This window comes from Arthrobacter rhizophilus (assembly GCF_026241105.1).
GTDB lineage: Bacteria > Actinomycetota > Actinomycetes > Actinomycetales > Micrococcaceae > Arthrobacter.
Genome location: NZ_JAPFFT010000002.1, coordinates 90,473 through 115,320, shown reverse-complemented (window position 1 = coordinate 115,320; position 24,848 = coordinate 90,473). Strand labels below are relative to the sequence as shown.

At 63.2% G+C, this 24,848-nt stretch carries 23 protein-coding genes and 1 tRNA gene; 20 read left to right on the top strand and 4 right to left on the bottom strand.

Features of this window, described 5'->3' with window-relative positions; genetic code table 11:
- Window positions 1-3 precede the first annotated feature (3 nt).
- The 3 genes from OOZ51_RS03035 (at window position 4) to OOZ51_RS03025 (ending at window position 3,471) form a co-directional block, all read left to right on the top strand.
- Window positions 4-1,350, top strand: a complete 1,347-nt coding sequence (locus OOZ51_RS03035; protein WP_265977415.1) for a 3-oxoacyl-ACP reductase — start codon at window positions 4-6, stop codon at window positions 1,348-1,350.
- The gene (locus tag OOZ51_RS03030; protein ID WP_265977414.1) at window positions 1,347-2,258 is read left to right on the top strand and encodes a MaoC family dehydratase; all 912 of its coding nucleotides are present in this window, start codon (window positions 1,347-1,349) and stop codon (window positions 2,256-2,258) included. The genes OOZ51_RS03035 and OOZ51_RS03030 overlap by 4 nt, the downstream gene beginning before the upstream one ends.
- A 202-nt stretch (window positions 2,259-2,460) precedes the next feature.
- A complete protein-coding gene (locus OOZ51_RS03025; protein WP_265977413.1) occupies window positions 2,461-3,471 on the top strand; it encodes a patatin-like phospholipase family protein in 1,011 nt (336 codons plus the stop codon).
- A 129-nt stretch (window positions 3,472-3,600) separates the two neighbouring features.
- On the opposite strand, the gene OOZ51_RS03020 is transcribed toward OOZ51_RS03025, so the two are convergent.
- Window positions 3,601-3,683 (bottom strand) — tRNA-Leu (locus tag OOZ51_RS03020).
- 276 nt (window positions 3,684-3,959) lie between these two features.
- Here OOZ51_RS03020 and OOZ51_RS03015 point away from each other — a divergent pair.
- Window positions 3,960-5,264, top strand: a complete 1,305-nt coding sequence (locus OOZ51_RS03015; protein WP_265977412.1) for a M20/M25/M40 family metallo-hydrolase — start codon at window positions 3,960-3,962, stop codon at window positions 5,262-5,264.
- A 10-nt stretch (window positions 5,265-5,274) separates the two neighbouring features.
- A complete protein-coding gene (locus OOZ51_RS03010; protein ID WP_265977411.1) occupies window positions 5,275-6,435 on the top strand; it encodes an acyl-CoA dehydrogenase family protein in 1,161 nt (386 codons plus the stop codon).
- Window positions 6,436-6,480: 45 nt separating this feature from the next.
- Here the strand turns inward: OOZ51_RS03010 and OOZ51_RS03005 are convergent, their stop codons facing one another.
- The gene (locus OOZ51_RS03005) at window positions 6,481-6,714 is read right to left on the bottom strand and encodes a DUF5703 family protein (RefSeq protein ID WP_059389241.1); all 234 of its coding nucleotides are present in this window, start codon (window positions 6,712-6,714) and stop codon (window positions 6,481-6,483) included.
- Between the two features lie 39 nt (window positions 6,715-6,753).
- On the opposite strand from OOZ51_RS03005, the gene OOZ51_RS03000 reads away from it, so the two are divergent.
- Window positions 6,754-7,026, top strand: a complete 273-nt coding sequence (locus OOZ51_RS03000) for a hypothetical protein (RefSeq protein WP_265977410.1) — start codon at window positions 6,754-6,756, stop codon at window positions 7,024-7,026.
- Window positions 7,027-7,085: 59 nt separating this feature from the next.
- Here the strand turns inward: OOZ51_RS03000 and OOZ51_RS02995 are convergent, their stop codons facing one another.
- Window positions 7,086-8,018, bottom strand: coding sequence for an aldo/keto reductase (locus tag OOZ51_RS02995; RefSeq protein WP_265977409.1), 933 nt, complete (start codon window positions 8,016-8,018; stop codon window positions 7,086-7,088).
- Between the two features lie 52 nt (window positions 8,019-8,070).
- Between OOZ51_RS02995 and OOZ51_RS02990 the strand changes: the two genes are divergently transcribed.
- Window positions 8,071-8,904, top strand: coding sequence for an undecaprenyl-diphosphate phosphatase (locus tag OOZ51_RS02990; protein WP_265977408.1), 834 nt, complete (start codon window positions 8,071-8,073; stop codon window positions 8,902-8,904).
- A gap of 16 nt (window positions 8,905-8,920) precedes the next feature.
- The gene (gene mshC, locus OOZ51_RS02985; RefSeq protein WP_265977407.1) at window positions 8,921-10,204 is read left to right on the top strand and encodes a cysteine--1-D-myo-inosityl 2-amino-2-deoxy-alpha-D-glucopyranoside ligase; all 1,284 of its coding nucleotides are present in this window, start codon (window positions 8,921-8,923) and stop codon (window positions 10,202-10,204) included.
- Window positions 10,205-10,262: 58 nt separating this feature from the next.
- Here mshC and OOZ51_RS02980 read toward each other — a convergent pair whose 3' ends face one another.
- Window positions 10,263-11,168 carry a PAC2 family protein gene (locus tag OOZ51_RS02980; protein ID WP_265977406.1) on the bottom strand — a complete coding sequence of 302 codons (906 nt, stop codon included), beginning with the start codon at window positions 11,166-11,168 and terminating at the stop codon, window positions 10,263-10,265.
- A gap of 120 nt (window positions 11,169-11,288) precedes the next feature.
- Between OOZ51_RS02980 and OOZ51_RS02975 the strand changes: the two genes are divergently transcribed.
- The 12 genes from OOZ51_RS02975 to OOZ51_RS02920 all read left to right on the top strand — a co-directional run bounded on the left by OOZ51_RS02975 (window position 11,289) and on the right by OOZ51_RS02920 (window position 24,844).
- Window positions 11,289-12,020, top strand: a complete 732-nt coding sequence (locus OOZ51_RS02975; protein ID WP_265977405.1) for an HAD family hydrolase — start codon at window positions 11,289-11,291, stop codon at window positions 12,018-12,020.
- Window positions 12,021-13,187, top strand: coding sequence for a site-2 protease family protein (locus OOZ51_RS02970; protein ID WP_265977404.1), 1,167 nt, complete (start codon window positions 12,021-12,023; stop codon window positions 13,185-13,187).
- 110 nt (window positions 13,188-13,297) lie between these two features.
- Window positions 13,298-14,347 (top strand): tRNA (adenine-N1)-methyltransferase, encoded by a 1,050-nt coding sequence (locus OOZ51_RS02965; RefSeq protein ID WP_265977403.1) that lies wholly within the window; start codon window positions 13,298-13,300, stop codon window positions 14,345-14,347.
- Between the two features lie 101 nt (window positions 14,348-14,448).
- Window positions 14,449-16,260 (top strand): proteasome ATPase, encoded by a 1,812-nt coding sequence (gene arc, locus OOZ51_RS02960; protein WP_265977402.1) that lies wholly within the window; start codon window positions 14,449-14,451, stop codon window positions 16,258-16,260.
- A gap of 50 nt (window positions 16,261-16,310) precedes the next feature.
- Window positions 16,311-17,927 carry a depupylase/deamidase Dop gene (gene dop / locus OOZ51_RS02955; RefSeq protein ID WP_265977644.1) on the top strand — a complete coding sequence of 539 codons (1,617 nt, stop codon included), beginning with the start codon at window positions 16,311-16,313 and terminating at the stop codon, window positions 17,925-17,927.
- Between the two features lie 122 nt (window positions 17,928-18,049).
- Window positions 18,050-18,253, top strand: coding sequence for a ubiquitin-like protein Pup (locus OOZ51_RS02950; RefSeq protein ID WP_265977401.1), 204 nt, complete (start codon window positions 18,050-18,052; stop codon window positions 18,251-18,253).
- Window positions 18,254-18,331: 78 nt separating this feature from the next.
- On the top strand, window positions 18,332-19,141 hold the full coding sequence (prcB, locus tag OOZ51_RS02945; protein ID WP_265977400.1) for a proteasome subunit beta: 810 nt from the start codon (window positions 18,332-18,334) through the stop codon (window positions 19,139-19,141).
- Between the two features lies 1 nt (window position 19,142).
- A complete protein-coding gene (gene prcA, locus OOZ51_RS02940; protein WP_265977399.1) occupies window positions 19,143-19,850 on the top strand; it encodes a proteasome subunit alpha in 708 nt (235 codons plus the stop codon).
- 1 nt (window position 19,851) lies between these two features.
- Window positions 19,852-21,216, top strand: coding sequence for a Pup--protein ligase (gene pafA, locus OOZ51_RS02935; protein WP_265977398.1), 1,365 nt, complete (start codon window positions 19,852-19,854; stop codon window positions 21,214-21,216).
- A 110-nt stretch (window positions 21,217-21,326) separates the two neighbouring features.
- Complete coding sequence (locus OOZ51_RS02930) at window positions 21,327-22,265, top strand: FKBP-type peptidyl-prolyl cis-trans isomerase (protein ID WP_265977397.1); 939 nt, start codon at window positions 21,327-21,329, stop codon at window positions 22,263-22,265.
- A gap of 50 nt (window positions 22,266-22,315) precedes the next feature.
- Entirely contained in the window at window positions 22,316-22,711 is a 396-nt protein-coding gene (locus OOZ51_RS02925) for an FKBP-type peptidyl-prolyl cis-trans isomerase (protein WP_265977396.1), read from the top strand.
- A 96-nt stretch (window positions 22,712-22,807) separates the two neighbouring features.
- Window positions 22,808-24,844, top strand: coding sequence for a helix-turn-helix transcriptional regulator (locus OOZ51_RS02920; RefSeq protein WP_265977395.1), 2,037 nt, complete (start codon window positions 22,808-22,810; stop codon window positions 24,842-24,844).
- Window positions 24,845-24,848: the final 4 nt, after the last annotated feature.

Sequence of the window (24,848 nt, the reverse complement as noted above, 5' to 3'; positions counted from 1 at the left end):
GGCATGACCGACAAATACACACAGTTTGTCAGCCAGGGGATCGGCAAGGACCTAGCCAAGAAACTTGGACTGCCCCAACCTGCCGTGCTTCGGAGGTACAAAGCGGGAGAACCTTTGGCTCCAGGGCCGGTACTTTTGCTGGGGAACGGGAACGCATCAGGCGCCGATGAACTGGCGGCAGCGCTCCTCGGCTGGGGGCTGGATGTGCGGAGAAATGCACTGCCCAAGGAGAAGCTCGGGGCGATCATCGTGGTGCTCGACGACGTTGAGCACCCTGATGACCTAGGCGGCCCCGTCCTCACGGCCGCGCAATCGCTCCGGGATTTGGTCCCGTGCGCAAGAGTCGTCACGATCTCGCGCACCTCCGCCTCCGCGGCAAGCCCGGCTGTCGCTGCCGGACGCCAAGGGGTCGACGGGCTGCTGCGTTCGCTGGCCAAGGAGCTCAGGGCGGGCGCCACAGCCAACGGCATTCTCCTTGGAGGCAGCGCCGGCACAACCAGCCCCAGCACACTGGGTGCACTGCGCTTTTTCCTGTCGGGCCGGTCCGCGTTCGTGGATGGGCAGTTCCTGACGGTCACCACGGGTGCCGGCCAGCTACCCGCCGACGCCGACAAGCCCCTGAATGGCAAAGTCGCCGTGGTCACGGGGGCCGCCCGTGGAATTGGTGCGGCGATCGCGCGCACCCTCTACCGCGACGGCGCCCGGCTGGTGGTGGTGGACATCCCCGCCGCCGGGGACCACCTCGCAGCCGTCGCCAACGAGGTCCACGGCACCGCCCTGCAGTTGGACATCACGGCGGAGAACGCGGGGAAACGGATCATAGACCACGCCATGGAACGCCATGGCGGCCTTGACATCGTCATCCACAACGCCGGCATCACCAGGGACAGGCTCCTGGCCAACATGGACGAAAGTCGCTGGAACTCGGTCATCGGCGTCAACATCGCCTCGCAGTTGCGAATCAACGAGGCGCTTCTGGAGTCCAAGCGGTTCAGCAAAGCCCCCAGAATCGTCTCTGTGGCTTCCACGAGCGGCATCGCAGGGAATCGCGGGCAGACGAACTACGCGGCTTCCAAAGGCGGAGTGATCGGAATGGTCCGCGCCACGGCACCCCTGCTGGCAGAAGGCGGTGGATCCATCAATGCAGTCGCCCCCGGCTTCATCGAAACAGACATGACTGCCCGAATCCCCTTCGCTACCAGGGAGGTGGCCCGACGGCTCAATTCCCTCCAGCAAGGCGGCCAGCCGGGCGACGTCGCAGAGGCCATCGCATTCCTGGCATCGGATGCGGCCGCCGGGATCTCGGGCGAAGTGCTGAGGGTATGCGGGCAGAACCTGGTGGGTGCATGAGTACAGAACAGCCGCTCATCCTGGGGGACTTGCCGTCGCTCTCAAAGCTGTATGTGAATGCGGCGGCTACGGCGGCGCGGAGAAGGATGCTGGGATTCCAGGCCGCCAATGAGCTGCCACAAGGCAGTCATGAGGTCCGTGGGGTGCAGGCCGACGTCGGGAACCTCACCGCCTACCAGCATCTGGTTGGAGAGAGCGCCAGCGACGTTCTGCCTGCAGGTTTCATCCACGCCCTCGCTTTTCCGGTAGCCATGAGTGTTCTCAACCGCGACGACTTCCCGCTTCCGCTGCTCGGAATGATCCACCTGCGGAACCAGGTGGATCATTTGCGGGCGGTCCAATTCAGCGAACGGCTCGACATCCGGTCCTGGGCCGAGGACATGCGGGGCCATAGGGCTGGAACGCAGCTGGACGTCGTCGCCGAGGTCCGTTCAAGCAGTGACGGGGCCTTGCTCTGGCGGGGTGTCTCCACGTACTTGGCCAAAGGAGTGTTCCTGCCGGGAGTCGACAAGGCGGCTGCAGCCGCCGCGCCGAGGGAGTTCACTCCTCCTGTGCCGACGGCCGTCTGGCAGCTCGGCGTGGATACCGGCCGTCTCTATGCTGCGGTGTCCGGGGACTTCAATCCGATCCACCTCAGCGTCCTCTCCGCCAAGGCACTGGGGCTTCGGCGAGCCATAGCGCACGGCATGTACCTTGCCTCCCGGGCCTTGGCGGACGTTGGCTCGGTGAAATCGGAGGCGTTCCGTTGGGACGTGAATTTCGAGGCACCCGTGTTCCTCCCGGCGTGGGTGGCTTTGGAAATCAGTACGCTACACTCCGACTCGGGGGCTTGGGAGGCTTCTGACTATGTCGCCTGGAACCCCCGCAGCGGCAGGAGGAACTTCAGCGGATCCGTGACCGCGCTTTAGGGTGCCGGAGCGAGGTTGGAAACCGCCCGGTAGCGCACCGCGTCGCGGCGTGCTAGCTTTTCAGTGATCGTGATCTATCGACAGGAGGTGAGTCCCATGAACGCAGTATCCGCAATGGGTGCTCCCTCGCAGTCCACGATCGCGCGACTGAAATAGTCGCGACCGGGAGCGCCCCACAGGCAATTCGCGAAAGGCGACTCCCATGAACACGACACCTTCTTCACCTCTGCACTCCATTTCGACGACAGCCTCCGACCTGCCGAGGTCCGGCCAGGGTCAGCCGCAGTTGGACGCCACAAGACGGGTCCGCGCCGCGGGTGAGCGAGCGCTGGTCCTCGGTGGTGGCGGATCATCAGGCAACGCCTGGCTGATCGGCGTCATCGCCGGCCTCTTCGATGCCGGGTTGGATGTGACCGAGGCTGATCTCATCATCGGCACGTCAGCTGGATCAACGGCCGCGGCCCAGATTACCGGCGCGAGCCCGGCCCAACTGTTTGCCGACATCTTCTCCGCTGCACCCCAGCCGCGGACCGCTTCAGTGGGACCCGACGCCGGACGCGTTCGCGTTGGCACGGCGGCGAACCATATGGAGAGAACGAGTCGAATCATCGCCGCCGCCGAGGATGCAGCCGACATGCGCCGCAGAATCGGCGCGGCGGCCCTCGAAATGGAGGCGGCGTCGTACGGCACTGTAGGAGCCGGTTCTGCGCAAACGCGGTGGCGAGATACCGTCGCCGCCCGTCTGCCTAGCCAGCACTGGCCGGAACAAAGGATGCTCATCACGGCGGTCAATGCGCATACCGGCGAACCGGTCGTGTTCGACCGCCACAGCGGGGTCGACTTGGTGGACGCCGTGGCCGCCAGCTGTGCCAGTGCCTTCGCCTACCGTATCGGCGGCAGCCGATATATCGACGGCGGCTACCGATCCAACGCCGAGAATGCCGATCTGGCAGCCGGGTACGCGCGGGTGTTGGTGCTGTCACCGTTCAGCGGCAGATCCCGGACTCCGGTGGACTGGGGCATGCATCTTGCAACACAGGTCGATGAACTACGGGCACGCGGTAGCAGAGTCGAAACGATCTTCCCGGACAGCAGCTCCGAGCATATGTTCGGTGCCAACGCGATGGATCTGTCGCTGCGTCCGCCCGCCGCTCGAGCCGGTGACGAGCAAGGCAGGGCCCTTGCCAAGCAGCTCACCGAATTCTGGCGCTAACGCCCACGAATCCAATCGACTCTGCAGGAATTTAATGAATGTGATGAACGCCCCATCAATTGCTGAAAAAGCAAATTCATATTAAACAAATAAGGCCCGGAATCTTTACGATTCCGGGCCTTATAATTGTGCGCGGAGGGGGACTTGAACCCCCACCCCCTTTCGAGGACTAGCACCTCAAGCTAGCGCGTCTGCCATTCCGCCACCCGCGCAGGTGGTGTTCGGAGCCTTCGTTCTGCGCCTCCCGGCGCTTCTCTTTCCTCCGAAGCAGCGAGAAAAACTCTAACACGGTTTCTGGGAAATAAAAAAATCGGGGCTGGCGAAGGTGCCGGGACCGGCAATTAGTTCCTCCCAGTCCGCGTCAAAACACCGGAAAACACGCGTCCAAACGGGCGGCCGGTGGGTAGGCTGGGAAAGCCCGCGGGAGCGTCCGCACCTTGACGCCTGCCCGCCGGAGTACACGAATCCCAGCCAGCGAGGAGAGTTCCATGACTGATATCCGACCCGAGGACGAAGTAGTCCGGATTTGCCAGGAACTGATCCGGATAGACACCTCGAACTTCGGTGACGATTCCGGTCCCGGGGAACGTGCTGCCGCCGAATACACCGCGGCGCTGATTAGCGAAGTGGGATTGGACGCTGAAATCTTTGAATCCGCTCCGGGGCGCGCCAACGTCGTGACGCGCATGGCGGGGGAGGACCCCTCAGCCGACGCCCTGGTGGTGCATGGCCACCTTGACGTCGTTCCCGCGCTCAAGGACCAGTGGTCCGTGGATCCCTTCAGCGGTGAACTCAAAGACGGCCTCATTTGGGGTCGGGGTGCCGTGGACATGAAGGACATGGATGCCATGATTCTCTCCGTCATGCGTGACTTCGCCCGGACGGGACGCAAGCCGAAGCGCGACATCATCTTTGCCTTCTTCGCCGACGAGGAAGCGGGCGGCAACCACGGTGCGCGGTACGCCGTCGAGCACCGCCGTGAACTGTTCGCCGGCGCGACGGAAGCGATCTCCGAAGTAGGCGGCTTCTCCGCGACTATCGGAGGCCAGCGCACCTACCTGCTCCAGACTGCCGAGAAGGGCCTTTCCTGGCTGCGCCTCGTAGCCCACGGCCGGGCCGGGCACGGTTCGCAAATCAACACCGACAACGCCATCACCCGTCTTGCGGGCGCAGTCACGCGCATCGGGGAATACCGGTGGCCCATCGAACTGACACCCACCACCCGCCAATTCCTCGACGGCGTCACCGAACTGACCGGCGTCGAATTCGACCCGGACAACCCCGAGATCCTGCTGAAAGAACTCGGCACCGTGGCGCGTTTCGTCGGAGCCACTCTGCAGAACACCTCGAACCCCACACTGCTGAGCTCGGGATATAAGCACAATGTGATCCCGGAATCCGCGGAAGCACTGGTGGATTGCCGCACCCTGCCCGGCCAGCAGGAGCTCGTGTTCGAAACCATCAAGCAACTTGCCGGAGAAGGTGTGGACGTCAGCTACGTCAACAAGGACGTGTCCTTGGAGGTGCCGTTTGCCGGCAACCTGGTAGACGCCATGATCGATGCGCTCCATTCCGAGGACCCCGGCGCCAAGGTCTTGCCGTACACACTGTCAGGCGGCACCGACAACAAGTCGCTCAGCAAGATCGGCATCACCGGCTACGGGTTTGCGCCCCTGATGCTGCCGGAGGAACTTGACTTCACTGGAATGTTCCATGGAGTTGACGAACGCGTTCCCGCCGATTCGCTCAAGTTCGGGTCCAGGGTGCTCAACACCCTGCTGAGCAACTACTAAGGAGAACGTGGTGACTCCCGAGGAGATCCTGCCGGACGAACTGCTGGAGCGCATCCGGAGCCGCGCCGCAGGCTATGACCGGGACAACTCGTTTTTCCGCGAAGACCTGGGAGAGCTCGCTGCGGCGGGTTACCTGAAGATCTTCGTCCCGGAGTCCGACGGCGGACTCGGGCTCGGGCTCGAAGCGGCGGCGGCACTTCAGCGCCGTCTTGCAACGGCTGCCCCGGCCACCGCGTTGGCCGTCAACATGCACCTCGTCTGGACCGGCGTCGCCCATGTCCTCGCCGCCCGCGGAGACGACTCCCTCGGCTTTGTCCTCAAGGAAGCCGGTAACGGCGAGGTCTTTGCCTTCGGGATTTCCGAGGCAGGCAACGACTCCATGCTGTTTGACTCTGGGACCACGGCCGAGCCGCAGGACGACGGTGGGTACAGCTTCACGGGACGGAAAATCTTCACGAGCCTGTCGCCGGCCTGGACGCGCCTCGGAATCTTCGGCAAGGACGGTGGTGCGCGGAACGGGGATGGCGAGCTGGTCTTCGGCTTTATCCAACGTGATGGCCCGGGTCACGAGACCCTCGCTGACTGGGATACCTTGGGCATGCGCGCAAGCCAATCGAACACCACGCTCCTGCAGGGTGCGGTGGTTCCGTCCGGGCGCATCTTCCGGAAACTGCCCGTCGGACCCAGCCAGGATCCGTTGATCTTCGCGATTTTCGCGTGCTTCGAAACGCTGCTCGCGGCGGTGTACACGGGCATCGGGGAACGGGCATTCACTTTGGCCGTTGAGGCCGCCAAGCGCAGGACCTCGGCGAAGTACGGCGGCCGGAGCTTTTCGCAAGATCCGGACATCCGCTGGAGGATTGCCGACGCCGCAATGGCCATGGATTCCATCCAGCCGCATCTAGAATCAGTTGCCCATGACGTGGACGCACTGGTCGACCACGGCTCCCAGTGGTTTCCGAAGTTTGTCGGACTCAAGGTGCGGGCAACCGAGAACGCCCGGAGCATGGTGGACGTGGCAATCCGGGTTTCCGGAGGCTCCAGCTACTTCCATGGCTCCGAACTTGAACGGTTGTATCGCGATGTGCTGGCGGGGATTTTCCATCCCTCCAACGATGAGTCAGCGCACACCACTGTCGCCAACGCGTGGCTCGGCCCGCTCGAAGGCTGAACCGCTCGAAAGCTGAATCGGGGACCCCGAAACGAGGCCTCGCGGCTAGACGGTGCGCTGCACGTTGAGCACTCTACGGCGGAGCCAGAAGCGGCGACCGCCGCCGATATAGAGGATGCTCCGCTCCAGTTCCCACTTGCCATATTCGGAGTGCTCCACGAGCCGACGCCGCGCCTCGGGCAAGGAATCGTCAGGGCTGACGGTCAGTACGAGATACTCGTACTGCCTTGCGTAGTCCCGCTGACGCTCCACTGAACTGCTCAGAAATTGTTCTCTCATCCCTCTCCATTTTCGTCTTTTTCGGGCTAACGTGAAGTCATGAGCATCGATCCGCGTGTCGCGCTTCAGTCATTGACAGCCGCCTTGGAAGAGCACCTGATTGCCGCTTCCGCCCGCCGGGGCGAAGGAGATCCCGCTGTGGAGGCTGCGTTTTTCGCCGTTGCAGATGCCTTTGAGGTATATGAGGACTCACTATACGAGGCCTACTCGGAAGTCACACCCCTTCAGGTGTTTGACGACGATGAAGAAGATGGCGATGAGGACAACAATGAACTCCTCGATGAAGACGAGCTGGAAATCCTTGATCAGTAGTGCCATCGGTAGTGCCGGGCCAGTAATGCCCGATCAGTAGTGCCGCAGTTTCAGCGGAGTCAGATCCCTGAAACGTCTTCCAGTGCCCGCGAAATTTCGGCGGGAAGAGGCGCTAGTTGCGCATCGAGCAACTCCTTGAGCTGGATCGCATTGCGCGCGCCCACTACCGCCGTAGATACGCCTGGGCGGGAAAGCAGCCAGCTCAGTGATACGTCCACCGCGGAGCGTCCCAATCCACGCCCCGCCATGGCCACCGCTTCGACGATTCGCGCTCCACGCGCGTCGAGATACTTTTCGACGTAACTACTCAAGCGCCCCTCGGCCGCGCGTGAGTCGGAAGGGATCTGTCCCCTGTATTTGCCACTGAGCACGCCGCGCCCGAGCGGCCCCCACGCCATGAGGCCCAGGCCGGCGTCCTCAACGGCCGGTACCAGTTCCTCTTCCGGCTTCCGGTGCAGGAGGGAGTATTCGGATTGGTTGGCCACGACAGTGAATTCCGCCACGGCGGACGCCTTCGCGGTCTGCCAGCCGTTGTAGTTGGAAATGCCGACGTACCGCGCGCGTCCCGACCGCAGCGCAAGGTCAAGCGCCGAAAGCGTTTCGTCGAGCGGAACATTGCCGTCCCATGCCTGGGCGAACCAGATGTCGACGTAGTCGGTTCCCAAGCGGGCAAGGCTGGCGTCGAGAGCGGACAACAGAGAGCCACGGGAGGCATCGACAGTGCGGCGGACGTCCGACGTCGAGACTCCTGCTTTCGTGGAGAGGACAACCTCGGAACGCGCCACGACGTCGCCCAGCATGGACCCCAGAAGGGCCTCGGCCTGACCGCCTGCGTAGGAGGCCGCGGTGTCAATCATGGTGCCGCCTGCCGCAACGAAGGTGTGGAGCAGTTCCCGTGCATCCTGTTCGTCCGTTTCTTCCGCCCAGGACATGGTGCCCAGGGAAAGGGTGGACACCCGAAACCCGCTATTGCCGACGTAACGCTGCTGCATAGCTGATAGCTTACGGGGAGTTCGGGTAGTTCATGACGTAGGGTCTATTCACGTGAACTGGATAGAAGCGGCCTTCCTCGGCCTTGTGCAAGGCCTTACGGAATTCCTTCCGATTTCTTCAAGCGCACACCTGCGTATTGTCGGCTCGTTCCTGCCCAATGCGGCGGATCCCGGTGCCGCTTTCACGGCCATCACGCAGCTGGGCACCGAGACGGCCGTCATCGTCTTCTTCTGGCGGGACATCGTCAGGATTGTGCGGGCCTGGTCCGGATCGCTGCGCGGCAAGGTGGCAAAGGACGATCCCGACGCCCGAATGGGTTGGTTGGTCATCCTCGGCAGCCTGCCCATCATCGTGCTTGGCCTGCTCTTCCAGGACCAGATCGAATCCGTCCTCCGCAGCCTGTGGATCGTGGCCACCATGCTCATCGTCTTCGGCATGATCCTTGCGGTAGCCGACGCCGTTGGCCGGCAGGAACGGGAGTTGAGCCATCTGACGTACAAGCACGGCATCCTCTACGGGCTGGCCCAAGCCATGGCACTTATCCCGGGCGTCTCCCGCTCCGGCGGAACCATTACCGCCGGCCTGCTGATGGGCTACACACGTGAAGCCGCGGCGCGGTATTCGTTCCTGCTGGCCATCCCGGCCGTGTTCGGCAGTGGCCTGTACCAGTTGTACAAGGTGGTGTCGAAGGAAGGAATCACCGGACCCTTCGGCCTGCCGGAGACAGCCCTCGCCACGGCCATCGCCTTCGTCGTGGGCTTCATCATCATCGGATGGTTCCTCAAGTTCATTTCCACCCACAGTTACCGGGTCTTCGTCTGGTACCGGATCCTCGTTGGTCTTGCCCTTTATGTATTGCTCGGTTTCAATGTCATCAGCGCCTAGCACTATGGTTGAGGCTGTGAAATCGTGGACCTCCCGCCCTGTGCCTGAACTGCCCGGCAGCATGCCCCAATTGCGGCTGTTTGATACCACCCTCAAGGCCTTGGTGGACATCGAGCCGCGCGGCGAGCAATCAATGTACGTCTGCGGCATCACCCCCTACGACGCCACCCACATGGGGCACGCGGCCAGCTACGTCGCCTTCGACCTCCTCAACCGGGCATGGCGGGACAGCGGTCAGCGGGTTGCCTACGTTCAGAATGTCACCGACGTCGACGATCCCCTCCTGGAGCGCGCCACAGCCACCGGCGTGGACTGGCGCGAGCTGGCCGCGAGCCAGATCGAACTCTTCCACACCGACATGGACGCCCTGAATGTCTTGGCGCCCAACCATTACATCGGGGCCGTCGAGGCCATCCCGATGATTGTCCCGGCGATTGAACGACTGATCGCGGACGAACTTGCCTACCGGGTGCACGGCACCGACGGTGAGCCTGACGGCGACGTCTATTACGACGTCGAGGCCGCGGGCAAGCGCTCGGACAGTCCGGATGCCTGGACCTTGGGCGACATCTCAGGTCTCGGTGAAGTGGAAATGCTGGAACTCTTCGCGGAACGCGGCGGAGATCCCGGCCGATCCGGGAAACGCAATGCGCTCGATCCTTTGCTGTGGCGCGTTGCCCGCGACGGCGAACCGAGTTGGCCCGGTGCAAGCCTGGGCGACGGACGGCCCGGTTGGCACATTGAGTGCACTGTCATTGCCCAGAAGTACCTGCCCGCTCCCTTCACAGTGCAGGGCGGGGGCTCGGACCTGGTCTTCCCGCACCACGAAATGGGCGCCGGCCATGCATACTCGCTCAGCGGTGTACCCCTGGCGCACCACTATGCCCACGCTGGAATGGTGGGCCTGGACGGCGAAAAGATGAGCAAGTCCAAGGGCAACCTCGTGCTTGTGTCGAAGCTCCGCGCCGAGGGCGAAGAACCGGCTGCAATCCGCTTGGCGATTCTGGCCAACCACTACCGTTCGGATTGGTCCTGGACCGACGAAGGATTTGCGCAAGCCAAGGAGCGGCTCAAAACGTGGCGCGCAGCCCTGGACGCTGCTCCCGAGGGGACTGCCGCGGAACTGCTCACACGCATGCGTGCCGAGCTTGCCAACGATCTCAACGCTCCCGGCGCGATCGCCGCCGTCGATGCCTGGGCGGCAGCCGCCCTCAGCGAACAGTCCAACGCAAAGCCCTGCGCGCTGGACACAGCGCTGGTGGGCGACGCCGTCAACGGATTGCTCGGCGTCGAACTCTAGGCTTCCTGAACGAAAGTCGAACCGGGCACCGGCGGGATTAGCCGTGGCGGCAGAGCCGTCAGGGCTTATCCTTGCCCCGGCGCTTGAGGTAGCGCTCGAATTCGCGGGCAATGGATTCACCGCTTGCTTCGGGAAGGTCGGCAGTGTCCTTGGCTTCTTCGAGTTGCCGCACGTAGGCGGCGATCTCCGGATCCTCGGTGGCCAGCTCGTCCACGCCGCGCTCCCATGCCTCGGCTTCCTCGCTCAATGCATGCGTTTCCAGGGGCACCTGAAGAAGATCTTCGATCTTGTTCAAAATGGCCAGTTGTGCCTTGGGGGAGGGTGCCTGTGCGACGTAGTGCGGTACGGCCGCCCACAGCGATACCGTAGGGAGGCCCGCCAGCAGGGCAAATTCGGCCAGGACACCGACAATGCCTACCGGTCCCTCATATTGTGAGGCCTCCAGGTTCAGGCGCTGCCTCAATCCACTGTCATCCGAAGTGGTGCTGACGGGGATCGGGCGGCTGTGCGGGACGTCGGCCAAGAGAGCGCCAATCAGCACGACGTAGTCAACCTTGAGCGTTTCGGCATGAACCAGAAGCTCGGCGGTGTAGGCACGCCACCGATAGGAAGGCTCGGTGCCGAGCACGAACACCGCGTCCACATTGCTGTCCGGGACGCTGGCCTTGTAGAGGCGCGTCGAAGGCCATTTCACTTTGCGGGTTCCGGCCGCGGTGCGTCGTACCGTCGGTCTGGTGAACTGGAAGTCGTAGTAATCGTCGGCATCTACGGATGCCACTTTCTTTCCCTGCCACAACTTGTTCAAGTAGTGCAGGGAATCACTGGCCGCCTCGCCGGCGTCGTTCCAGCCTTCGAAAGCCGCCAGCATCACAGTGATGCGCTTGCCCTCGGGTACAGGCTGGAGAAGGCGCTCAGGCTCCGGTGAAGTGGCCTGTCCGTCAGGGGCTCCGTCCAAACTGTTCATCCACTCACCCTACGTCCAAGACCGCCACCCACGCATGGCCCTAAGGGGTCGGCGTGGCCACACTTCGCGCCGGGCGTAGAACGACAATTGCCTCCCTCGCTTCCACGTAGACTTGATGGCATGCATGCCTCAGCCACCCAGCCCCTCCTCAAAGCCGCGCTATGGGACATGGACGGCACCCTGGTGGACACCGAGCCGTACTGGATTGCCGCAGAATGCGCCCTCGTAGAGTCCCACGGTGGCGTCTGGAGCCACGAACAAGCCATGCAGCTCGTAGGACAGTCGCTGATGCACTCGGCAGGTATTCTCCAGGCGGGCGGTGTGAACCTGGCAAAGCGGGAGATCGTGGACATCTTGAGCGGCCATGTCCTCGACCGTCTCCGCATTGAGGTGCCGTGGCGTCCCGGAGCGAAGGAATTGCTTGACGAGCTCTACCAAACGGGTGTTCGCTGCGCCCTCGTGACGATGTCCGAAGGCCCGATGGCGCGGGAAGTCGTGGCGAATCTCCCCAAGCCGTACTTTGAATTCCTCATCACGGGGGACACCGTCAGGCAAGGAAAACCCCACCCGGAGGCTTACCTCACCGCCGTCGGGCGCCTCCAAGGCGCAGACCCTGGGCTGACCGCGGATCATTGCGTCGCACTCGAGGATTCGGTCCCAGGAGTTGCGGCCGCGATCGCGTCCGGCGTGGTCACGGTCGGAATTCCGCACCAGATGGCACTTCCCGAGGACCCCCGCAGGGCAACCTGGGACACCCTTGAGGGCCGGAAGGTAGCCGATCTCGAAGCACTCGTTATGGCCCGGGCGGCCGCCGATGCACTTGACGGCGCCCTCCTTGGACAGGCGAACTAGGTGAGTACTCCCCGGAATGGCGGCCACAGCACCCGCGGCAGGAAGGACGGGATTCCACTCGGCCGTATTGGTGGAATTCCCGTATACCTTGCCTACTCCTGGTTCATCATTGCCGCGTTCACGGTCATCGCCTATGGACCCGCTTTGCTCGTGCGCAACCACTCTTTGGGAATTGGCGCCTACTTTGTTGCCTTTGCCTACGCGGTCCTGCTCGCGCTCTCCGTGCTGGTGCACGAGCTGGCCCACGCGTTGAGCGCCAAGGCTTTCAAATGGCCCACCGAGAAAATCGTGTTGAATCTCTGGGGCGGCCACACGCAATTTGAGACCTTCATCGCCTCCCCGGGCCGCTCGGTGGTTGTTGCCTTGGCGGGACCGGCTGCGAATTTCGTCCTCGCGGGCGCAGCCTGGCTGATGCTGACGGCAGGTGTCTTCACCGGAGTGGGGGACACCTTGACGAATATCTTCATGTGGGCCAACCTGCTGATCGGTATTTTCAACGTGCTCCCGGGTCTTCCCCTTGACGGAGGACGTTTGGTGGAGTCCGCGGTGTGGAAAGCAACCGGCAGCCAGGAAAAGGGAACGGTGGCAGCCGGTTGGGCAGGACGGGTCATCGTGATCGTCCTGGTTATTTGGTTCATCGCGTTGCCCTTACTGAGCGGTAACACGCCCGATCTCACCCTGATGCTCATTACCATCCTGGTCTGCAGCTTCCTCTGGATGGGCGCATCGGGCGCCATCAAGCACGCCACCCTCCGCGGCCGCCTCCACTTGGTGAGTGCCGCTGCGCTGGCCGAACCCGCCGTCGGGATTCCCAACTCGGCTACCGTCGCGGATGTCCTGCGCGTGGCACCCTACGGTACTCCCGCCGTCGTGATCTGCGGACCGGACGGACGGCCGCAAGGTCTCGTCGATCCGGCGGCGACTGCGGCCGTGCCTGCCTCGGAAATATCCACGACACTGGTCACAGCAGTTTCAACCCCGCTCGCCGAGGGTGCTTACGTGCCCCGGACATCCAGCGGCCAGGAGCTGATCCAGTATTTGGCCCAGCTTGACGGAGGCGAATACGCCGTGGTGGACGACGTCGGCACCGTCACCGGCCTGCTGCGGCAGCAGGCCGTAGTGACAGCCATTACGGGTAAAGTAGCCCGCCGGAGCGGGCGCCCGTAAGACCTTTCCCGGTAGAGTTACCTGCCGGCCGCGAAATAACCCGGACAGCACTGCACGCCGCCAGGCGGCAACAATTGACGGCCCAGCCGTACAGGATCGAGGAAACACCCATGAGCAGCGAAACCGCCGCCGACTACACGGCCACCGCCGCCAACCCTGCCACCCAGCCGACTGGTGCGGCAAGGCGCCGCGGACCGTTCCGTGTAGGGGAGCGGGTCCAGCTCACGGACGAACGCGGCCGGATGAACACCATCACGTTGGAAGAAGGCGGCGCCTTCCACACGCACCGCGGCTTCCTCAACCACGACGAAATCATCGGCAAGGTTGACGGCTCGGTCGTGGCAAACAACGTAGGCCAGCAGTACCAGACGCTCCGGCCCTTGCTCTCCGATTTCGTGTTGTCCATGCCCCGGGGTGCCGCCGTGGTCTACCCCAAAGATGCCGGCCAGATCGTGACCATGGCGGACATCTTCCCGGGCGCGCGCGTGGTGGAAGCCGGTGTGGGTTCCGGTGCACTTTCGATCTCCTTGCTCCGCGCAGTGGGCGACGCCGGTTACCTCCACTCTTTCGAGCGCCGCGAAGAATTCGCGGACATCGCCCGCGGCAACGTTGAAACCATTTTCGGCGGGCCGCACCCGGCGTGGAAGATCTCGCTGGGCGACTTCCAGGAGGAAGTTGTCCGCAGTGAAGAACCGGGCTCCGTTGACCGCGTGGTTCTCGACATGCTGGCTCCTTGGGAATGCCTGGACGCCGTAGCGACGGTCCTGGCCCCCGGAGGTGTATGGATCAACTATGTGGCCACCGTCACCCAGCTTTCCCGTACTGCCGAAGCCATCCGTGCCGACGGTCGGTTCACGGAACCGGACGCATGGGAGTCCATGGTCCGGGGCTGGCACCTCGAAGGCCTTGCCGTCCGTCCCGACCACCGCATGGTTGCCCACACCGGCTTCCTGTTGGTGACGCGCCGCCTTGCGGACGGTGTCACCGGAATCTCCGTCAAGCGCCGTCCTTCCAAGACTGAGTTCAGCGAAGAGGACTTGAATGCCTGGACGCCTGGAGCCGTGGGGGAGCGGGCCGTTTCCGATAAGAAACTGCGCCGTGCGGCACGCGATGCGATTGCCGGAACCAACGTCAAGGAAGACCCCTCGGCCTCGCACTAGGCAAACATCACAAACTGGTCCGCATTCCGGATGTCACAGGTTTCCCGACGCTTTTGAGGGCTAAGGTCTATTTATAGAAAGCGGGAAGGAGCTGATGCTTCGTGGATACGTCGAACAATGACTTCGGGCGGACAACACCTGAGGAGCCATCGAACAAGGCCGTGGCTGAGGGAAAAGCGGGACATGGCGGGGCAATTCAACCGGTGGACGACGCCGGTGAGCTCACTGTTGCGGAACGCCAGATAAACATCCTTCGCGACAAGCTGCGCCACATCGACCGTCAGCTGGCCGCCGCCACCCAGAACAACACCAAGCTCGTGACCATGCTGGAAACGGCCAAGGCCGAAATCCTTCGGCTCAAAGGCGCCCTCGAACAAGACGGCCAACCGCCTTACAGCTTCGGGACCGTCCTGCAAATCAACCCCAGGCGCCAGCCAACGGCCGGCAGCACTGGTCAGGCTTCCACTGAGGAATCGGTCGACATCTTTAATGCTGGCCGCAAGATGCGCGTGGGCGTCAGCCCCCTCGTGAACCTCAACCAGCTGGCTGTTGGACAAGAGGTCCTCCTCAACGAGGCCCTGCTTGTGGTTGCCGGCCTGGGCTATGAGAGGGCGGGTGAACTCGTCACGCTCAAGGAACTGCTCGGCTCGGACCGTGCCCTCGTGGTGGGCCGCGCCGACGAGGAGCGGGTTGTCAGGCTTTCAGGTGCCCTGCAGAAAGTGCACCTGCGAGTCGGTGATGCTCTGTCACTCGATTCACGCACCGGCTACGCCCTCGAGAAGGTTCCCAGGGCGGAAGTCGAAAACCTTGTCCTCGAGGAAGTCCCCGACATTACCTACGAGGATATCGGCGGCCTGGGCCCGCAAATCGAGCAGATCCGGGACGCCGTCGAACTGCCATTCCTGCACCCTGACCTGTACCGGGAACACGGACTCAAGGCGCCCAAGGGCATCCTGCTATACGGCCCCCCAGGTTGCGGCAAGACGCTGATCGCCAAAGCCGTGGCCAACTCGCTCGCGGCCCGCGCGTCCGAACGGGCCGGCAACGTGGATCTCAAGAGCTACTTCCTGAACATCAAAGGTCCTGAACTCCTTGACAAATACGTTGGCGAAACCGAACGCCACATCCGGCTGATCTTTGCCCGCGCGCGCGAAAAGGCCTCGGACGGCAGCCCCGTGGTGGTGTTCTTCGATGAAATGGACTCGCTGTTCCGCACCCGCGGCACGGGTGTCTCCTCCGACGTCGAGACAACCATCGTCCCTCAGCTCCTCAGCGAGATCGACGGCGTGGAGCGGCTGGATAACGTGATCGTCATTGGCGCCTCGAACCGCGAAGACATGATCGACCCCGCCATTCTTCGCCCTGGCCGGTTGGACGTGAAAGTCAAAATCCACCGACCTGACGCCGAGGCAGCTGCCGACATTTTCGCCAAGTACATCACCACGGACCTACCCTTCCATGCGACGGATCTGGCCGAACACGGTGGCGATGTGCAGGCCACCGTCGACGCGATGATCCAGCGCACCGTCGAGGCCATGTACTCCACCGAGAAATCCAATGAGTACCTCGAAGTCACCTATGCCAACGGCGACACCGAGATGCTCTACTTCAAGGATTTCAACTCGGGTGCAGTGGTCCAAAACGTCGTGGACCGGGCCAAGAAATACGCTATCAAGGATCTCCTGCTGACCCAGCAGAAGGGCCTGCGGATCGACCACTTCCTGCGCGCCGTAGTCGACGAATTCCGCGAACACGAGGACATGCCCAACACCACCAATCCGGATGACTGGGCACGTATCTCAGGCAAGAAGGGCGAACGCATCACGTACATCCGCACCATCGTCCAGGGCAAGGCCGGCCAGGAGCCCGGGAAGTCGATCGAGACGACTCCCAACACCGGCCAGTACCTGTGACGGCCCGGCCGGAAGGCCTGCCCTCTGAGAAACTTCCCGTGGGCGGGGCCATGCGGGTCATGGGTTCGGAAACTGAATACGGTATCCACGCGCCCTCTGCACCGGGAGCGAACGCCACGATGATGTCCGCGCGAGTCATCCAGGCCTACGCGAACCTGACGCGGCAGCGGGCGGCCGGGGGCGCTGAAACGCGGTGGGACTACACGGACGAGGAACCCCTGCATGATGCACGTGGCTGGACGGTTGAGCGCAGTGCCGCAGATCCCAGCCAGCTGACCGACAGGCCTCCGGTGCTTGACGCCGAGGCCGTCGCGCTGGCGTACGGCCGGCAGGAACTCGAAGCCGATGGCAGCGACGAGTCGGGTTCGCTGCTGATGAATATGGTCCTCGGCAACGGGGCACGCCTGTACGTGGACCATGCCCATCCGGAATACTCGAGTCCCGAAGTCACGAATCCCCGCGACATCGTTGCGTGGGACGCAGCCGGCGATCTCGTCGCCTTGGCCACTGTCCGGAAGGTCGCAGGCGATCCCGATCTGCCAGCCATAAACCTGTACAAAAACAACACCGACAACAAGTCGGTGTCCTACGGTTCCCACGAGAACTACCTCATGCCGCGCGCTGTGCCCTTCGGGGAGATCGTCCGTGGCTTGACGCCGTTCTTCGTCACGCGCCAGGTCATTTGCGGAGCCGGGCGACTCGGTAAAGGGCAGGACGGTTCGACTGCCGGATTCCAGATCAGCCAGCGCGCGGACTTCTTCGAAGCTGAGGTGGGACTGGAAACCACCATCAGGCGTCCGATCATCAACACCCGGGATGAGCCGCACGCTACTGCGGACAAGTATCGGCGCTTGCACGTCATCATCGGCGACGCCAACTTGAGCCAAGTGTCCAACTACCTGAAGTTCGGCACCACGGCTTTGGTCCTGAGCCTCATCGAAGCCGGCCAAGCTCCGAAGATCGAAGTGCACGAGCCTGTGGCCGGGTTGCAGGCAATCAGCCACGACACCTCCCTGACTGCTACGGTCAGGCTTCTCGACGGTCGGCGTGTAACCGCGTTGGACATCCAATGGATATATTACGAGGCCGCCGCCAAACTTGCCCAGGAAAGCGGGGTCTCCGATTCCTTCAGCGGAGACGGCCATACCCGGGATGTCCTGGACCGGTGGGAGTCGACGTTGGGGCTTCTGGGGAGCAACCCAGCCGGTGCCGCGTCTTCCGTCGAGTGGCTCGCCAAGATGTCCCTGCTGGAGGGCTACCGGAACCGTGACGGACTGGAATGGAACGACGCCCGCTTGGGGCTGATCGATTTGCAATGGTCCGACGTGAGGCCTGAGAAAGGCCTCTACTACCGCATGCTTTCGCGCGACCGGATGCAGAGGATCGTCGACGACGCCGTCATCAGCCGCGCTGTCGTCGAACCGCCCTCGGACACACGGGCCTATTTTCGGGGGAAGTGCGTTTCCAGCTTCGGCAAGGACGTTGTCGGCGCCAGTTGGGATTCGGTCATTTTCGACGTTCCCGGCATCGGCAAACTCCAGCGGGTGCCCACGCGGGAACCCCTCCGCGGCACGGAAGCACTCACCGGCCAGCTCTTTCAGAAGCACGCCACAGCGGGTGCATTCCTCCGTGAATTGCTCGGCCTTGACCCGGCCCCGCCAGCCTGAACCGGCAGCCGGTGAAAGGCCGCCAAACGGGCTCTTAAAACCGCAGCGTCGCGGCCCGCCCCGTGGCAGTATGGCATTACAGGAAGTCCCCGTTGCCGGGGATGGACAGAATGGAGAAGGAAATGGCAGCTCAGGAGCAGCAGCAACCCCAGTCCCGCGACGTCGAGACAGAGGCTGACGTCCCGGGGGCCCCGCCCGTAGCACCGGAGGCACAGGCCTCGGTGGCCACGCAGGGCGTGGACGATCTCCTCGACGAAATTGATGGCGTACTTGAATCGAACGCCGAAGAGTTCGTGCGGGCATTTGTGCAAAAGGGCGGCCAGTAAGCAGCCGCCAGCTAATCTCAGGGCCCGGCCGGCGCGAGGCCGCCGGGCATCGGATGTCAGAGTCGAAGGAGCGCAGCAATGCAGGATCCAGCAGCCGGCCATCTGGCCACCCAAGCAACGTCTTCGTTCACAGAGCATCTGCAACGCTCCAGGCCTGAACTCCTTCCCTTCAATCAAGTGCTGCCCGCGGGACAGATTCCGCCGGTCCCGCATGCCACGACAATCGTTGCCCTTAGCTATCCCGGTGGCGTCCTGATGGCGGGCGATCGGCGCGCCACCATGGGCAATGTCATCGCCAGCAGGCATATTGAGAAAGTCTTCCCGGCTGACGATTACTCCGTCCTGGGCATTGCCGGCACTGCGGGATTGGCCATCGACATCACCCGGTTGTTCCAGGTGGAATTGGAACATTACGAAAAGATCGAAGGCACCCTGTTGAGCCTGGACGGCAAGGCCAACCGGCTTGGGGCCATGATCAGGGGAAACTTGCCAATGGCCATGCAGGGCCTCGCAGTGATCCCGCTTTTCGCGGGCTTCGACCAGACCGCCGGCGTTGGACGGCTTTTTTCCTACGATGTCACTGGCGGACGATACGAGGAATTGGAGCACCACTCTGTCGGCTCCGGTTCCGTGTTCGCCCGTGGCGCCCTGAAGAAACTGTGGCGGCCGAGCCTGACCGAAGACGAGGCAGTCGCAGTCGCCGTCGAAGCCCTCTATGACGCGGCCGACGACGATTCCGCCACAGGCGGTCCGGATCCTGTCCGCCAACTCTGGCCGGTGGTGTACACGGTCAACCGCGCCGGCGCCCGTCGGGTGTCCGAACGGGAGTTGGCGGCGATCGCCGGATCCATCATTGAATCGCGCGCAGCTGCCGGACGGGAGGCCTGATATGACCCAGCAGTTTTATGTTTCGCCCGAGCAGCTGATGAAGGACCGCGCCGATTTCGCGCGGAAGGGCATCGCCCGGGGCCGTTCCGTCGTCGTGATCAGTTGCGAGGATGGCATTGCCCTGGTGGCGGAAAATCCCTCGCCGTCCCTGCATAAGATCGGTGAGATCTACGACAAGATCGCCTTCGCCGCGGTAGGCAAGTACAACGAGTTTGAGAGCCTCCGGCAGGCTGGTGTCCGCTACGCCGACGTCCGCGGCTATTCGTACGATCGCGAGGACGTCACCGCCCGCGGGCTGGCCAGCGTCTATGCGCAGAGCCTCGGCGCAGTCTTCACCGCGGAACAGAAGCCATTCGAAGTGGAGCTCGCCGTGGCAGAGGTCGGACACACACAGGCCGAGGATCATCTGTATAGGTTGACCTTTGACGGTTCCATTGCCGACGAGAACGGCTTTGTGGTCATGGGCGGCTTGGCCGAGCAAGTAGCGGAGGTCGTGGCTGGCGGCTGGAAGGCCGATCTCAGCCTGGCCGGCGCCCTGCGCCTGGCGGTCAAGGCACTTGCCACGGACAAGGACGTGGACGCCCTGCCCGGGACCGCCGTCGAGGCCGCAGTGCTGGACCGAAGTCCGGAAAGCGGTCGCGGGTCCCGCCGGGCATTCCGGCGGCTCCAGGCGGAAGAAATCACGCAGCTGCTGGCAGGGGAGGCCTGAGATGGACAAGAGAATATTCGGGATAGAAACCGAGTTCGGTATTTCGTATTCGAGCCCCGACTCAAGGCCTTTGGCCCCCGAGGAAGTCGCCAGGTACCTTTTTCGCAAGGTGGTGAGCTGGGGGCGCTCATCCAACGTCTTCCTGACCAACGGCTCGCGCCTTTACCTTGACGTCGGCTCGCATCCGGAATACGCCACCGCCGAATGTGACGACCTCGCGCAGTTGATCGCCCACGACCGGGCGGGAGAACTCATTCTCGATGACCTCGTGGATGAAGCGCAGGCGCGCCTCGCGGCGGAGGGATTCAACGGCACGGTCTACCTGTTCAAAAACAACACAGATTCCGCCGGAAACTCCTACGGCAGCCATGAGAACTATTTGATTCCCCGGCGGGGTGAGTTCTCGCGGCTCGCCGAGATCCTCATTCCCTTCCTCGTCACACGGCAGCTGATCGCTGGCGCGGGCAAGGTCCTGAAGACGCCCCATGGTGCCACCTTCGCGTTCTCGCAACGGGCAGACCACATTTGGGAAGGCGTATCTTCGGCAACCACAAGGTCCCGCCCCATCATCAACACCCGCGATGAGCCGCACGCCGATGCCGAGTTCTTCCGTCGCCTGCACGTGATCGTCGGTGACTCGAACATGTCCGAGACCACCGCCCTGTTGAAGGTGGGAACGGTGGACCTGCTCCTGCGCATGATTGAGGCCGGAGTCATTATGCGGGACATGCGCATGGAGAACCCCATCCGCAGCATCCGCGAAATCTCCCACGATCTCAGCGGTAAGGCCTTGGTTCGCCTGGCCAACGGGCGGCAACTGACGGCCCTGGATATCCAGCGCGAATACCTAGCGAAGGTGAGCGCCTTCGTGTCATCGAACGGAGCCCACAATCCCCACGTACCGCTCATCCTGGACCTGTGGGAGCGCACGCTGAACGCCATTGAAAGCGGCGACACCAGTGGGATCGACACCGAAGTGGACTGGGCCATCAAGAAGAAGCTGATGGATGGCTACATGCGTCGCCATGGAATCGGCCTGGATTCCCCGCGGATCGCGCAACTGGATCTCACTTATCACGACATCTCGCGTAGGCGCGGGCTCTTCTTCCTCCTCCAGGCCCGTGGTGCTGCCCGGCGCTTGGTGGCGGACACAGACATCAAGGACGCCGTGGATGCGCCGCCGCAGACCACCCGGGCAAAACTCCGCGGCGACTTCGTCCGGCGCGCGCAGGAACTCGGCCGTGACTACACCGTGGATTGGGTCCATTTGAAATTGAACGACCGCGCGCACCAGACGATTTTGTGCAAGGATCCGTTCCGCAGCGTCGACGAAAGAGTGGATGCCCTCCTGGACTCAATGAGCTGACTCCCAGCTTCACCAGCTATTCTGGAGGTTGGCCTTTTAACGGGCCTCTACGCGCATGGCCGAGCCTGGCCCGTCCATGCCCTCCTTTTGCCCCGACGAAAGTTCAATTTGTGCGACGTCTACTAGCAATTCTTATCCCCGGCCTCTTGCTGATTACCGCCTGCGGCGGAAGTCCGGCAACAACAGCAACCCCGGAGCCCACCAGTCAGTCCGCCGGCGAAGTCGCCAAGCTGGATTCCCTCAAGGTCTCCGACAATGGAGACAAGAAGGCCCCCGGCCTGGAATTCACCAAGCCGCTTGACGTGACGCAACCAACCATCAAACTAGTCACCGACGGCACCGGCGACAGAGTGAAGGCCGGTCAGATCGCAGAGATCGCCTACATCGCCGTCGACGGCAAAGATGGCAAGACCCTTGAAGACACCTTCACCACGGGACCTATGCCGGTAGAACTGAACGACCAACTCAAGACTGGCAGCGCTGTCCTCTACAACGCGCTGGTCGGCGCGAAAGTTGGCGCCGACATCGCTTTCGCCGTCCCCGGAACCGCTGCCAGCGGAACAACAGCGGCAACTTCGTCGCAGCTGGTGGTCTTCAAGATCACTTCCGTCAAGGACGCTACCAAGGCCCTGGACAAGCCCGAGGGGGATACCGTGACGCCTCCCGCTGGCCTGCCCACGGTCAAGGTCGATGACAAGGGAATTCCGCAGATTTCCGTCGACGGCGCGACGCCTCCACAGAGCCTTGTTGCCCAGGACCTCATCAAGGGCAAGGGCGCCGTCGTCAAGGAAACGGACACTCTGACGGTCAACTATGTCGGCGTCAACCTGGTGGGCGGCAAGAAGTTCGACTCCAGCTACGATCGCGGACAGACTGCAAGTTTTGCTCTGAATGGCGTCATCAAGGGCTGGACGCAAGGCCTTGCCGGCAAGACAGTCGGCTCCCGGGTTCTTCTGGTTGTCCCCAAGGACCTCGCCTATGGCGACGCCGGTCAAGGTGACGCGAAGGGCGACCTCGTCTTCGTCGTGGACATCCTCGGCGCCAACTAGCCTTCAGCTAAATTCATACCGCATTGCCCCTATCAAATTGAGGAGTACCCATGTCATTTGGTCAGCGTGATTTCGACCGCATTAAGCCGGAAATCGACTTCCCGGAGGGCGACGTCCCCACGGAACTCGTCATCAAGGACATCATCGTCGGTGACGGCGCCGAGGCTCAGCCCGGCGACACCGTCTCCACTCATTACGTTGGCGTGGCTTGGTCCACGGGCGAGGAATTCGACGCATCTTGGGGCCGCGGGGCGCCGCTGGACTTCCGGGTCGGCGTCGGCCAGGTCATCCAGGGCTGGGACCAGGGTCTGCTCGGCATGAAGGTCGGCGGCCGTCGTCGTCTGGAAATCCCCTCAGAGCTCGCCTATGGCTCCCGTGGCGCGGGCGGGGCCATCAAGCCCAACGAAGCCCTCATCTTCGTCGTGGACCTCGTGGCAGTTCGCTAGGTTTCCACAGCTCAGGAAGGCGCGTCTGCAGCCGGAGGAATCCGGCGGCAGACGCGCCTTCCGACTTTGCTGCGGGAATTTAGTAACGTTGCAATCGTGTCCGCATCACGTACCGAACGACTCCTGAACCTGCTGATCGCCCTTTTGAACACGAAATACGGGCTGTCCCGGGCCGTTCTCAGGGACAAGGTCTACCACGACGCCGGCGACAGTGACGTCGCGTTTGGCCGCATGTTCGAACGGGACAAGGCGGACCTGAAGCAGTTCGGCTTCGTGATCGAAACGCTCCTTGACCATGGCTTCGGCTCAGACGATCCGGCTTCCACGCGCTACCGCATCGGCAAGGAATCCAACCGCCTGCCGGACGTGCGTCTGACCCCTGCGGAGGGAACAGTACTGCTTCTGGCGGCTCAGTTGTGGGAACGCGCAGCGCTGGGCTCGGCAGCAGCCAGCGCGCTGCGGAAGCTGCAGGCTTCCGGCGATCTTGCCGACGTCGAACTTCCGGCGGGCGTCCAGCCCCGCATCAAGCCCGCGGGCCAGGCTTTTGACGACATCATCGCCGCCATGAACGGCCAGCACCCCGTTGTCTTCCACTACCGTGCCGCCAGCACCGGAAAGGAAGAGCGCCGTCTGGTGGAGCCCTGGGGCTTGGGGAGCCGCTTCGGCCAGTGGTACCTGGTGGGCTTCGACCGGGGTCGAGGGGCCAAACGTTTCTTCCGCCTGTCCCGGATGACGAGCGAGGTGCAGGCCGAGGCGCGGGAGCACTGCGAGATTCCGACGGGCTTTGATATCCGCGCCGAACTGGACAGCCTCAATGAACTTCCCTCGCAGGAGGCCCAGCTCGACGTGGCGGAGGGCCGCTTGCTGGGACTCCGCAAGCGGGCGGTGAGCATCACGGACACGGCCGGGAGCACTGGCCCCCACAACGGCACGGACCGCCTGTCCGTGCCGTTCCGGGACAGCGAGCTACTGGCCGAAGAATTGGCCTCCTACGGTCCGCACGTGAGCGTGGCCGGGCCACCGGAGCTCCGTCTCGGGGTGATTCGGCGGCTTGAGGCCGCCGCCGGGTTCGCCTCGCGCCCCGCCGTCGAGATCCGCTTTCCCGAGGCAGGTCCCGCGCGGCGGGTGCGCAAGCGAACCTCGGAGAACCAACTTAACCGGATGCTGCAGTTGGTGCCGTTCCTCGTCCACAACCAGGGCTTGCCCATCCAGGAGGTGGCGGACCGCTTCGGTATCACCCGCAAGGAATTGCTCGAGGACTTGAAGATACTGATCTGCTCCGGCCGTCCTGAAGGCTACCCGGATGACTTGTTCGATATCGATTGGGAAAACGAGCATGTCTACATCCGGGAGCACCTTGAACTCAACCGACCCGTCCGCTTCAGCGTCGACGAAGCCTGCGCCCTGCTGACCGGCCTCGCCACCCTGGGCGGACTCCCCGCCCAGGCAGGCATGTCGGAAGACGAACAGAGCGGGGCCTTGGAGTCCGTGACCCTGAAGCTCACCGGCGCGGCGGGGGAGGCCGGCCGCTTGGCGGCGGCCGTCGCTGGCCCACCCGTCACCCCAGCCGATGCCGGAACTTTCGGCACCATCACCCGGGCGATCCAGGCGGGCAGCCAATTGCGCCTCCGCTATCTGTCACCGCAACGCGATTCAGTCTCCGAACGGGACGTCGACCCCCTCCGGCTCTATTCGCTGGACAACACCTGGTATTTCGAGGCGTACTGTCACAGCAAAGCCGGGTTGCGGAATTTCCGTTTGGACCGCGTCGAGGAGATCGCACCGAACGGCAGGGTTGTTTCCGGGGCTGGCAGCGCCGAGGACGGCGTTCCGGTGAAGCTCTACACGCCCAACGACGACGACGTCGTGGTTGTCCTCCAGCTGACTCGACAAGGTGCCGGGCTTGCGGATGACTACTATGCGGATCGGACGGCAGTGCTTCCCGACGGTGGCCTGCTCGCCGAGATCCGATTCGGAAACGCGGACTGGTTGCCGATGTTCGTTGCCCAGCATGGCGGTGCGGCCCGGATCCTGCAGCCTGCCGGGCTGGCGGATGCCTCGGCAGAGTGGCTTGCCGCGGCCCTCGGGCAGTACAAGCAACCGGATCCAATACAAAACGTGAAGGCTGGATAGACTA